At 67.0% G+C, this 10,089-nt stretch carries 7 protein-coding genes; 5 read left to right on the top strand and 2 right to left on the bottom strand.

Annotated features, from left to right (window positions below; genetic code table 11):
• On the top strand, positions 1 to 1,078 hold a 1,078-nt coding region (locus tag P3W85_RS00265), incomplete at its 5' end, for an ABC transporter substrate-binding protein (RefSeq protein WP_276263285.1).
• Positions 1,079 to 1,110: 32 nt separating this feature from the next.
• Here P3W85_RS00265 and P3W85_RS00260 read toward each other — a convergent pair.
• Positions 1,111 to 1,881: a TetR family transcriptional regulator gene (locus P3W85_RS00260; protein WP_017227204.1), complete on the bottom strand. Its 771-nt coding sequence runs from the start codon at positions 1,879 to 1,881 to the stop codon at positions 1,111 to 1,113.
• Positions 1,882 to 2,319: 438 nt separating this feature from the next.
• On the opposite strand from P3W85_RS00260, the gene P3W85_RS00255 reads away from it, so the two are divergent.
• From P3W85_RS00255 to P3W85_RS00240, 4 genes are all read left to right on the top strand, one after another.
• On the top strand, positions 2,320 to 3,552 hold the full coding sequence (locus P3W85_RS00255; protein ID WP_276263284.1) for an efflux RND transporter periplasmic adaptor subunit: 1,233 nt from the start codon (positions 2,320 to 2,322) through the stop codon (positions 3,550 to 3,552).
• A 30-nt stretch (positions 3,553 to 3,582) separates the two neighbouring features.
• Positions 3,583 to 6,735: an efflux RND transporter permease subunit gene (locus P3W85_RS00250; protein ID WP_017227202.1), complete on the top strand. Its 3,153-nt coding sequence runs from the start codon at positions 3,583 to 3,585 to the stop codon at positions 6,733 to 6,735.
• Positions 6,736 to 6,737: 2 nt separating this feature from the next.
• Complete coding sequence (locus tag P3W85_RS00245) at positions 6,738 to 8,216, top strand: efflux transporter outer membrane subunit (RefSeq protein WP_017227201.1); 1,479 nt, start codon at positions 6,738 to 6,740, stop codon at positions 8,214 to 8,216.
• Positions 8,217 to 8,438: 222 nt separating this feature from the next.
• Entirely contained in the window at positions 8,439 to 8,897 is a 459-nt protein-coding gene (locus tag P3W85_RS00240) for a GNAT family N-acetyltransferase (RefSeq protein WP_276263283.1), read from the top strand.
• 14 nt (positions 8,898 to 8,911) lie between these two features.
• On the opposite strand, the gene P3W85_RS00235 is transcribed toward P3W85_RS00240, so the two are convergent.
• On the bottom strand, positions 8,912 to 10,075 hold the full coding sequence (locus tag P3W85_RS00235; RefSeq protein ID WP_276263286.1) for a CapA family protein: 1,164 nt from the start codon (positions 10,073 to 10,075) through the stop codon (positions 8,912 to 8,914).
• Between the last annotated feature and the right edge of the window lie 14 nt (positions 10,076 to 10,089).

The following is a 10,089-nucleotide window of genomic DNA, read 5'->3' as shown; positions in this document are numbered from 1 at the left end:
CAGCGGCCCGCGCGCCCAGGCTACGCCGCCGGTGCCCGCCGGCTATCCGGCGAGCTATGCGGAGATCATCGCGCGGGCGCTGCAGGAGGGCACTGTCAACATCCATGCCTCCACCGACGTGGATATCGCGCATCCGCTGGTGACGGCGTTCGAGGCGCGCTACCCCGGCCTCAAGGTGCGTTACCAGGATCTCAACACGCTGGACCTGAACGACCGCTACCTGGCGGAAAACGCGCGGCTGGAGGCTGGCCAGCCGCCCGGGCCGGACTATGCCGACGTGCTGTGGAGCACGGCCATGGACCTGCAGATCAAGCTGGTCAACGATGGCCACGCCCTGCGCTACGCCTCGCCCGAGCGGGCCGGCCTGCCGGCCTGGGCGGCGTGGCGCGACGAAGCCTGGGGCACCACCTTCGAGCCGGCGGTGATCGTCTACAACCGCCGTCACTTTGCCGGCATGCAGGTGCCGCGCAGCCGCACCGGCCTGGCGCGCCTGCTGCAGGAGAATGCGCCGCGCTGGCGCGGGCGCGTGGTGACCTACGACGTGGAGAAATCCGGGGTGGGTTACCTGCTGGCGCAGCAGGATGCGCGCATGGGCGACGAGTTCTGGTACCTGGCGCAGGCGCTTGGCCGCTGCGGCGTGCAGATGTCGGCGTCCACGGCGAACATGATCGAGCGCATCGCCTCCGGCGAGTTCGTGATGGGCTACAACCTGCTGGGGTCCTACGCGCTCTCGCTGATGGAGCGCGGCGCCGGGATCGATGTGATCGCTCCGCGCGACTACACGCTGGTGATGTCGCGCGTGGCCTTTATCGCGCGCCGCGCGCCGCATCCCAACGCGGCGCGCCTGTGGCTGGATTTCCTGCTTTCGCGCGCCGGCCAGACCCTGCTGGGGCAAAGCGCTTCGCAGCTCTATACCATCCGCACGGATACCGACAGCGTGCACACCGCCGCCGCGCTGGCCGAGCGCCTCGGCTACGCGCTCAAGCCGATCAGCGTGGGCCCCGGCCTGCTGGCGGCGCAGGACACGCTGCGCAAGCGGACCTTCCTGGCCCGCTGGCGCGACGCCATGCGGGGCTGAGCAGCCGGAGGTCCGCTGCCCCGCCGCCGGCTTCAGCCCGGCTGGGCTTTCCCGGGCAGTGCCTGTTGCGCCGCCTTGGTCGCCGCCAGCTGCCCAACGTGCGCCGCCTGTGCCTCCTGGCACATCGAAGCCACTTCTTCCTTGAGTTTGGCGACGGGACGCGGGACATAACCCTTGCGCAGGGCCGGCGACAGCCTGAGCGTGTCGATAAAGGCATCCGACACCCGCTCGGCATTGGCTTCGAGATCGAAATCCTCGGGGGCGAAGAGCCAGTGCGACAGCATCCCGCCGATGGAGGCGTGGAATACGTTGACGGCGAGGTCGAGGTCGAGGTCGGACGGCAGCTGCCCGCGCTCCACCGCCATGCGCAGATGCCCGAGCATCTTCACCGCGCTTTCCTTGTGCGACTGGCGCTGGCGCTCGAAGATGGCGCCGTTGTCCGCCACCATTTCACACTTGTGGAACACGATCTCGAACACCCGCCGCCACTGCGGGTTTTCCACCGTCTGCCGCAGCACGAAGGCGCAGATATCGCGGATGCTGCCCAGCGGGTCTTCCTGGCTCGCGATGCGCTCCGGCGCGCACAGCGCTTCCAGCGGCAGGTGCACGCGGTCGGACATGGCGGCGAAGACATCGCTCTTGTTCTTGAAGTGCCAGTAGATGGCGCCGCGGGTCACGCCGGCCGCCTCGGCAATGTCGGCCAGCGAGGGGCGGGCCACGCCACGGGCGTGGAATACGGCCTCGGCCGCGTCGAGAATGCGATGGCGCGTTTCAAGCGCCTCTTCCTTGGTGCGTCTGACCATGATGTTCTCAGCTGCCGGCCACGCGGACCGGTCTGGTTCTGTCTCCCGGAGCGCCGGCGATGGGGGCCGCCGATGCGCGGCGTACGCTGTGCCAGTGCACTAGAACGACGGTATATGGAGCAAATATTGCCGCATTGCAACAGGTTATTACATACATGCTTGAATGTATATATAATACGCGTTCGCCTGACTTTCGGCCAGCCCATCGGCCGGACGGCACCGCAGCGCCCTCCTTTGTTTCGCGGTGCCATGTCGGCATGTCGTTACTGATTTGCAACCTTTCGTCGCAAGCGTCACGTCAGCGTTGCCAATTGTGGCTAGCATTACTCTTTTTTTGCCCGTTTCCCGGTAAACCGCCGGGCGGCGGACGGCGCCGTATCCGGACGCGACACCGGGAACGCATGCGGCCGATCTCAAATTGCCATCATGGGGTTATCGATGAGGAAGTCCCAACGTATCACTTGCGTTGCCGCTGCTGTGTTGTCGGCGCTTGCGCTTTCCGCCTGCGGTGACAAGAAGCCACAGGCCGGCGCCATGCCGCCGCCGGAAGTCGGTGTCGTAACCGTCACGCCGACCACCGTTGCCGTTGTCAATGAGCTGCCGGGCCGCCTGGAAGGCGTGCGCACCGCTGAAGTGCGGGCGCGGGTCGCCGGCATCGTGCTGTCCCGCAACTATCGCGAGGGCGGCGAGGTCAAGGCCGGCCAGTTGCTGTTCAAGATAGACCCGGCGCCCTACCAGGCGCAACTCGAGTCGGCCAAGGCCAGCCTGGCGCGCGCCGAAGCCAATGCGGTGGCCGCGCGCCTGAAGGCCGAGCGCTACAAGCCGCTGGTGGCCGTCAACGCGGTCAGCAAGCAGGAGTATGACGACGCCGTCGCCGCGGCTGGCCAGGCCGCGGCGGACATCGCCTCGGCCAAGGCCGCGGTCAGCACCGCCCAGATCAATCTCGGCTACACCACCGTGACCGCGCCCATCAGTGGCCGCGTGGGCCGCGCGCTGGTCACCGAAGGCGCGCTGGTCGGCAGCGGCGAAGCCACCAAGCTGGCCACGGTCGAGCAGGTGGACCCGATCTGGGTGACCTTCACCCAGCCCGCCAGCGAAGTGATGAAGCTGCAACGTTCGATCGAGAGCGGCAAGGTCAAGGGCGTCGACGGCGGCGCGCGCGTGCACCTGTTCATCGAGGATGGCCGCGAGTACGAGCAAACCGGCAAGCTGCTGTTCTCGGACATGACGGTCGACCCGACCACGGGCGCCATCACGCTGCGCGCACAGTTCTCCAATCCCAAGCGCGAGCTGCTGTCGGGCACCTTCGTGCGCGTCAAGATCGAGCAGGGCGTGGATGAGAACGCACTGACCGTGCCGCAGCGCGCGCTGATCCGCACCGGCCAGGGCGCATCGGTGCTGGTGGTGGGCGGTGACGGCAAGGTCGCTTCGCTGCCGGTCAAGGCGCCCCAGGCAATCGGCGACAACTGGATCGTCACCGAAGGCCTCAAGGGCGGCGAGAAGGTCATCGTCGAGGGCCTGCAGAAGGTCAAGGTCGGCGCGCCCGCCAAGGCCGTGCCGTTCGTCTCGCAGACCGCCGACGCCTCGACCCCTGCCGCGCAGCCAGCCGCCAGCGGCGCTTCGGCTCCGGCCGCGGTGACCGCGGAAAAGGCCGACGCCAAGCAGGGCTAACCACAGCGCAAAACGAAGGGAGCCAGTTTTATGGCCAAGTTTTTTATTGACCGGCCGGTGTTCGCGTGGGTTCTCGCGCTGATCATCGTGCTGGGGGGCGCGCTGTCGGTCGTGCAACTGCCGATCGCCCAGTACCCCAACATCGCCCCGCCGACGATCTCGGTCACGGCGACCTACCCGGGCGCTTCCGCCAAGACGCTGGAAGACTCGGTCACCTCGGTGATCGAGCAGGAGCTGAACGGCATTCCCGGGCTGCTGTACTACAACTCCACCAGTGAATCCACCGGCCTGTCGACGATCACCATCGCCTTCCAGCCGGGCTCCAACATCGACCTGAACTCGGTCGAGGTGCAGAACCGCCTGAAGCGCGTGGAAGCGCGCCTGCCGGCGGAGGTGCGCCAGCAGGGCGTGCGCGTGGACAAGGCCGGGAACAACTACATGATGTTCCTGACGGTCACGTCCAAGTCCGGACAGGCCGATGCCATCCAGCTGGGCAACTACGTCTCGGCCAGCGTGATCGATTCGATCCGCCGCGTGCCGGGCGTGGGCCAGGCCGACCTGTTCGGCACCGAGTACGCCATGCGCATCTGGGTGGACCCGGCCAAGCTGACCGGCTTCAACCTGACGCCGCAGGACGTGACCGCTGCCATCTCGGAGCAGAACGTCCAGGTCGCCGTGGGCGAGCTGGGCGGCACGCCGTCGCCCAAGGGCACGGAGCTCAACGCCACCGTCACCACCGAAAGCCGCCTCTCCACGCCGGAGCAGTTCGCCAACATCCTGTTGCGCACGAACCCGGACGGCTCCTCGGTGCGCATCAAGGACGTCGGCCGCGTCGAGCTCGGCGGTGCCGACTACTCCACGCTGGCCCGTACCAACGGCAAGGCGTCGGCGGCCATCGCCATCAAGCTGGCCCCGAGCGGCAATGCGCTGGCCACCGCCACCGCGGTGCGCGCCAAGATGGAGGAACTCTCCAAGTTCTTCCCGGGCGACTACCAGTACACCGTTCCCTACGACACCTCGGCCTTCGTCAAGATCTCGATCGAGGAAGTGATCAAGACCCTGGTCGAAGCCGTGGTGCTGGTGTTCCTGGTGATGTACCTGTTCCTGCAGAACATCCGCGCCACCATCATCCCGACGGTGGTGGTGCCGGTGGCGCTGCTGGGCACGACCGGCATGCTGCTGGCCTTCGGCTTCTCCATCAACGTGCTGACCATGTTCGGCATGGTGCTGGCGATCGGTATCCTGGTGGACGATGCGATCGTGGTGGTGGAAAACGTCGAGCGGATCATGAGCGAGGAAGGACTCTCGCCACGCGACGCCACGCGCAAGGCCATGGGCCAGATCACCGGCGCCATCGTCGGCATCACGCTGGTGCTGACCGCGGTGTTCATCCCGATGGCGTTCTTCTCCGGCTCGGTCGGTAACATCTACCGCCAGTTCTCGCTGTCGCTGATCTCGTCGATCGCGTTCTCGGCGCTGCTGGCGCTGACGCTGACCCCGGCGCTGTGCGCGACGCTGCTCAAGCCGGTCGAGGCCGGCCACCACCACGAGAAGAAGGGTTTCTTCGGCTGGTTCAACCGCACCTTCGCCCGCGCCGCCACCGGCTACCAGGGCACGGTCGCCCGCATCCTGAAGCGTGGCGGCCGCTACCTGATCATCTACGCCCTCATCGTCGTCGGCATGGTGGTGCTGTTCAAGCGCCTGCCTTCGTCCTTCCTCCCCGAGGAAGACCAGGGCTACATGATCACGGTGGTGCAGCTGCCCAACGGCGCCACGCAGGAGCGCACCATCGGCGTGCTCAAGCAGATCGAGGACTACTACCTGCAGAAGGAATCCAAGGTGGTGGACCAGATGATCACCGTGGCAGGCTTCTCCTTCTTCGGCCGCGGCCAGAACGGCGGTATCGCGTTCGTGCGGCTCAAGGACTGGAAGGAGCGCACCGGCGCCAACGAGACCGCGCAGGCACTGGTTGGCCGGGCATTTGGCGCGCTGTCCTTCATCAAGGACGCCATCATCTTCCCGCTCAACCCGCCGGCGATTTCCGAACTGGGCAACTCCTCGGGCTTCGACTTCCGCCTGCAGGACCGCACCGGCCAGGGTCACGCCAAGCTGATGGAAGCGCGCAACATGATGCTCGGCATGGCAGCGAAGAATCCTGCGCTGGCGGGCGTACGCCCCGAAGGCCAGGAAGACGCGCCGCAGCTGCAGATCGACATCGACCGCGAGAAGGCACGCGCGCTGGGTGTCTCGGTGGCCAACATCAACTCGACGCTGGCGATCGCTTTCGGCTCCTCCTACGTCAACGACTTCATCTATGAAGGCCGTGTGCGCAAGGTGATTGCCCAGGCGGAAGGCAACGACCGCAAGCTGCCCGACGATCTGACCAAGCTGCGCGTGAAGAACAGCAAGGGCGATATGGTTGCGTTCGCTGCCTTTGCCACTTCCAAGTGGATCATGGGCTCGCCGCGCCTGGAGCGCTACAACGGCTTGCCGGCGGTGAAGATCGCGGGCCAGGCCGCGCCGGGACGCAGTACCGGCGAAGCCATGAAGATCATGGAAGAGAACTTCGCCAAGCTGCCGCCGGGCTTCGGCTTCGAGTGGTCCGGGCAATCGTATGAAGAGCGCCTGGCCGGTTCGCAGGAGCCGATGCTGTACACGTTGTCGCTGATCATCGTGTTCCTGTGCCTGGCCGCGCTCTACGAGAGCTGGTCCATCCCGGTCGCGGTGCTGCTGGTGGTGCCGCTGGGCGTGCTCGGCGCGCTGCTCGGGGTGACCTTCCGCGGCATGCCCAACGACGTGTACTTCAAGGTGGGCCTGATCGCGACCATCGGCTTGTCGGCGAAGAACGCCATCCTGATCGTGGAATTCGCCAAGGATCTGCAGGCGCAGGGCCGCAGCGTCATCGACGCTACGCTTGAAGCCGTGCACCTGCGCTTCCGCCCGATCCTGATGACCTCGATGGCCTTTATCCTGGGCGTGTTGCCACTGGCGATCGCCAGTGGCGCGGGCTCGGGTGGCCAGCGCGCCATCGGTACCAGCGTGATCGGCGGCATGATCACCGCCACGGTGCTGGCGATTTTCCTGGTGCCGGTGTTCTTCGTGGTCATCCGCAGCCGCTTCAAGGGCAGCAAGCGCGAGCAGATGCTGGACCAGCAGCGGCTCGAACCCAAAGAGGGAATCTGACAATGACAAAGACACTGACCACGCTGTTGCTGGTGGCGGGCGTCCTCTCGGGTTGCACACTGGCACCCGTTTATGAGCGCCCCGCCCCGCCGGTGGCCACGAACTTCCCGGCGGCGCCGGAAGGCTACGCGGCCGCCGAAGTCAAGAGCGGCGAAACCCGCCGCGCGAGCGATATCGGCTGGCGCGAGTTTTTCCACGACCCGCGCCTGCAGGTGCTGATCGCCACCTCGCTGGAAAACAACCGCGACCTGCGCACCGCGGCGCTGCGTATCGAGGAAGCACGCGCGCAGTACCAGGTGCAGCGTGCCGACCTGCTGCCCACGGTGAACGCCACCGGCGGCTATACGCGCCAGCGTTTCGCCGCCGCGCAGTCCGCCAACAACAAGCCCTATATCGCCGACTCCTACCAGGCGGGCGGGGCGATCTCTTCGTACGAGCTCGATTTCTTCGGCCGCGTGCGCAGCCTCTCCAACGCGGCCCTGGCGCAGTATTTCGCCACCGAGGAAGCACGCCGTTCGGCGCAGATCTCGCTGGTCTCGGAAGTGGCCAAGGCCTATCTGTCGGAGCGCTCGAACGCCGAGCAGTATGAACTGGCCCAGGTCACGCTGAAGACGCGCGACGATACGCTGAAACTGGCGCGGCAGCGCTTCGAGGCGGGCGCCACCTCGGCGCTGGACCTGCGCGACAACGAGTCGCTGGTGGCGCAGGCACGCGTGTCCGCCGCGCAGCTGGCACGCCAGCGCGCGCAGGCGCAGAACGCGCTCGAAGTGCTGGTGGGCAAGCCCATCGGCAGCATCGAGAACCTGCCCGCGCCGATGCGCCTGTCGGACGAACGCATCATCAGCGACATCCCGGCCGGGCTGCCGTCGGACCTGCTCGAGCAGCGTCCCGACATCCGCCAGGCCGAGCAACTGCTGCTGTCGGCCAATGCCAATATCGGCGCGGCGCGCGCGGCCTTCTTCCCGCGCATCACGCTCACCGCCAACGCCGGCGCGATCAGCCCGACCTTCTCGCGGCTGTTCGATGCCGGCACCGGCGCGTGGTCGTTTGCGCCGCAGCTGGTGCTGCCGATCTTCGACTACGGCCGCAATCTGTCCAACCTGGATCTCTCCAACGTCCGCAAGAACATCCAGATCGCCAACTACGAGAAGACCATCCAGACGGCCTTCGGCGAAGTGGCGGATGCACTGGTGGCGCGCGGCACGCTGGAAGAGCAGGTGACGAGCCAGGAGCAGGTGCGCGACGCCGAGGCGGCGCGTTATGAGCTGTCGCTGATGCGCTTTCGCAACGGCGTGGCCAGCCAGCTCGACCAGCTCGACGCGCAGCGTCAGCTGTTCTCCGCCGACCAGGCGCTGATCCAGGCGCGGCAGCTGCGCCTGAACAACGCCATCGACCTGTACCGGTCGCTTGGCGGCGGCCTGACCGAGACCGGTCCGGTGGCGTCGGCCGAGGGCATCAAGCCGGCGGTGACCACGCAGTAAGACAGACAGTTTTTTCGTCCTGCCATCGGAGCGATCCGCTCCGATGGCCTCGAAGCGAAGCGCCGACCGCGCTTCGCTTTTTTTATTCCGGTTGGCTTTCCGCCTTCGGTGTGGTTCTGTCCCGGTTGCCGCGCATTTCCCCGATAGGATTTCCGAATCGCACCGCATGCGCTAGCATGACGTTGCCGCACCCCCTCAACCCCAGCCTGCAGGAAGCCTGCCATGGAAGCACGTGCGCTCGGAGTCGACGATCTGGAACTGGTCTGCCGCCATCGCGAGGCAATGTTCCGCGAGTCCGGGCGCAGCGACGACGTGCTCCGGACCATGACGGCGCAATTCCGGCCCTGGCTGGCGCCGCGCCTGCGCGACGGCAGCTACTTCGGCTTCGTGCTGATGGACGGGGGAGAGGCCGTGGCCGGCATCGGCCTGATGGCGATCGACTGGCCGCCGCATCCGTCCCATCCCACCCAGGACAAGCGTGGCTACGTGCTGAACGTCTACGTGGAGCAGGCGTACCGCAAGCAGGGCCTGGGCCGGCGGCTGATGCAACTGGCGGAGGACGAATTCGCCGAGCGCAAGCTCCAGTTCGCGATCCTGCACGCCACGGAAATGGGCCGGCCCTTGTATGTGGCGCTGGGCTGGCATGCCACCACCGAGATGGCCAAGGCCGTTGGCGCATAGCGCGGGCTATAACGCTAGCCGCCCCAGTGGAACGACAGCGTATCGTCCGCCGCCCGCATGGCATGCATGCCCCACCTGCCGCATTCGCGGTCCAGCGTGGCGCACAGCCAGGACACGCCCTCTTGCGGCGCCTGGCGCAGGCGGAACCGGTGGATCTGCATCGGTACGGCGGCCAGCTCGCGCAGGCTGCCGGTCGCGGCATCGACGAGGGGGAAGTACATCAGCGACAGGTCCGGCCGGTAGCGCTCGTGTCCGGCGATGCCTTCGTAATCGTTGAGAAAGTCGCCGCAGCCGTAGAGGATCAGCCGGTCGCGATACACCTCGATGCCCTTGATGTGATGGGACGAGTGGCCGTACACGATGTCCGCGCCGGCCACATCGATCAGCCGGTGCGCGAAGGCCTGCTCCTGCCGCGAAATCTCGAAGCCCCAGTTGCCGCCCCAGTGCAGCGATACCACTTTGATATCCCCCGCCGCACTTGCCGCCAGCGTCTGGCGGGCGACATCGTCGGCGGCCTGCGTTGAAATCTCCGCCAGAAAGCCGATGCCGGCGCGCCGTCCGCCAGCCGCCCAGTCCGGCGGGGCCCCGCTGGTGGCGGTCGCGTAGGCAAACACCAGGACCCTGCCGCCGCGCGCGAGATCGATCGCGGCGGGCGCGGCGGCTTGCGCCGCGTTGCGGCCGGCGCCCGCGGTGCGCACGCCCGCCGCATGCAGGGAGGCCAGCGTTTCGTCCAGCCCGGCGCGTCCCCAGTCCAGCACGTGGTTGTTCGCCAGCACGCAGCAATCGATGCGGGCGCTGGCGATGCACGGCAGGTTGGCGGGATGCATGCGGTAGTGGATGCCCTTGCCTGGCTGCGCATCCTCGCTCGTGGTGACGGCTGTTTCCAGGTTGATGATGCGTGCCTGCGGCTGGAAACGCTCGAGCACGCCGAGCGCGTCGCCCCAGGGATAGGACGGGTCGACGGGGCGGCGCAGCGCCCCGGCTGCGCGCTCCGCCAGTTCGACGTAGCCGATGGCCGAATGCACCCATGCCTCGAACAGGTGCGGCTTGCCCGGATGCGGCAGGATCTGGTCGATGCCGCGGCCGGTCATCACGTCGCCGCACAGGAACAAACGCACGCCCGCGCCGTCGCCGGCCGGGTCCGTACCATCGGTAGCGGTCCGGGAAACTTCGCCCATCATGCACTTCCTTT

Origin of the sequence: Cupriavidus basilensis, assembly GCF_029335485.1 — a bacterium.
GTDB lineage: Bacteria > Pseudomonadota > Gammaproteobacteria > Burkholderiales > Burkholderiaceae > Cupriavidus > Cupriavidus basilensis_E.
The sequence above is the reverse complement of the archived record's forward strand: the minus strand, read 5'-3'. Positions and strand labels throughout refer to the sequence as shown.

Coding starts and splice junctions, on each gene's coding strand:
- P3W85_RS00240 (WP_276263283.1), top strand. CDS start 8,439: ATGGAAGCACGTGCGCTCGGAGTCGACGATCTGGAACTGGTCTGCCGC.
- P3W85_RS00255 (WP_276263284.1), top strand. CDS start 2,320: ATGAGGAAGTCCCAACGTATCACTTGCGTTGCCGCTGCTGTGTTGTCG.
- P3W85_RS00245 (WP_017227201.1), top strand. CDS start 6,738: ATGACAAAGACACTGACCACGCTGTTGCTGGTGGCGGGCGTCCTCTCG.
- P3W85_RS00250 (WP_017227202.1), top strand. CDS start 3,583: ATGGCCAAGTTTTTTATTGACCGGCCGGTGTTCGCGTGGGTTCTCGCG.
- P3W85_RS00260 (WP_017227204.1), bottom strand. CDS start 1,881: ATGGTCAGACGCACCAAGGAAGAGGCGCTTGAAACGCGCCATCGCATT.
- P3W85_RS00235 (WP_276263286.1), bottom strand. CDS start 10,075: ATGGGCGAAGTTTCCCGGACCGCTACCGATGGTACGGACCCGGCCGGC.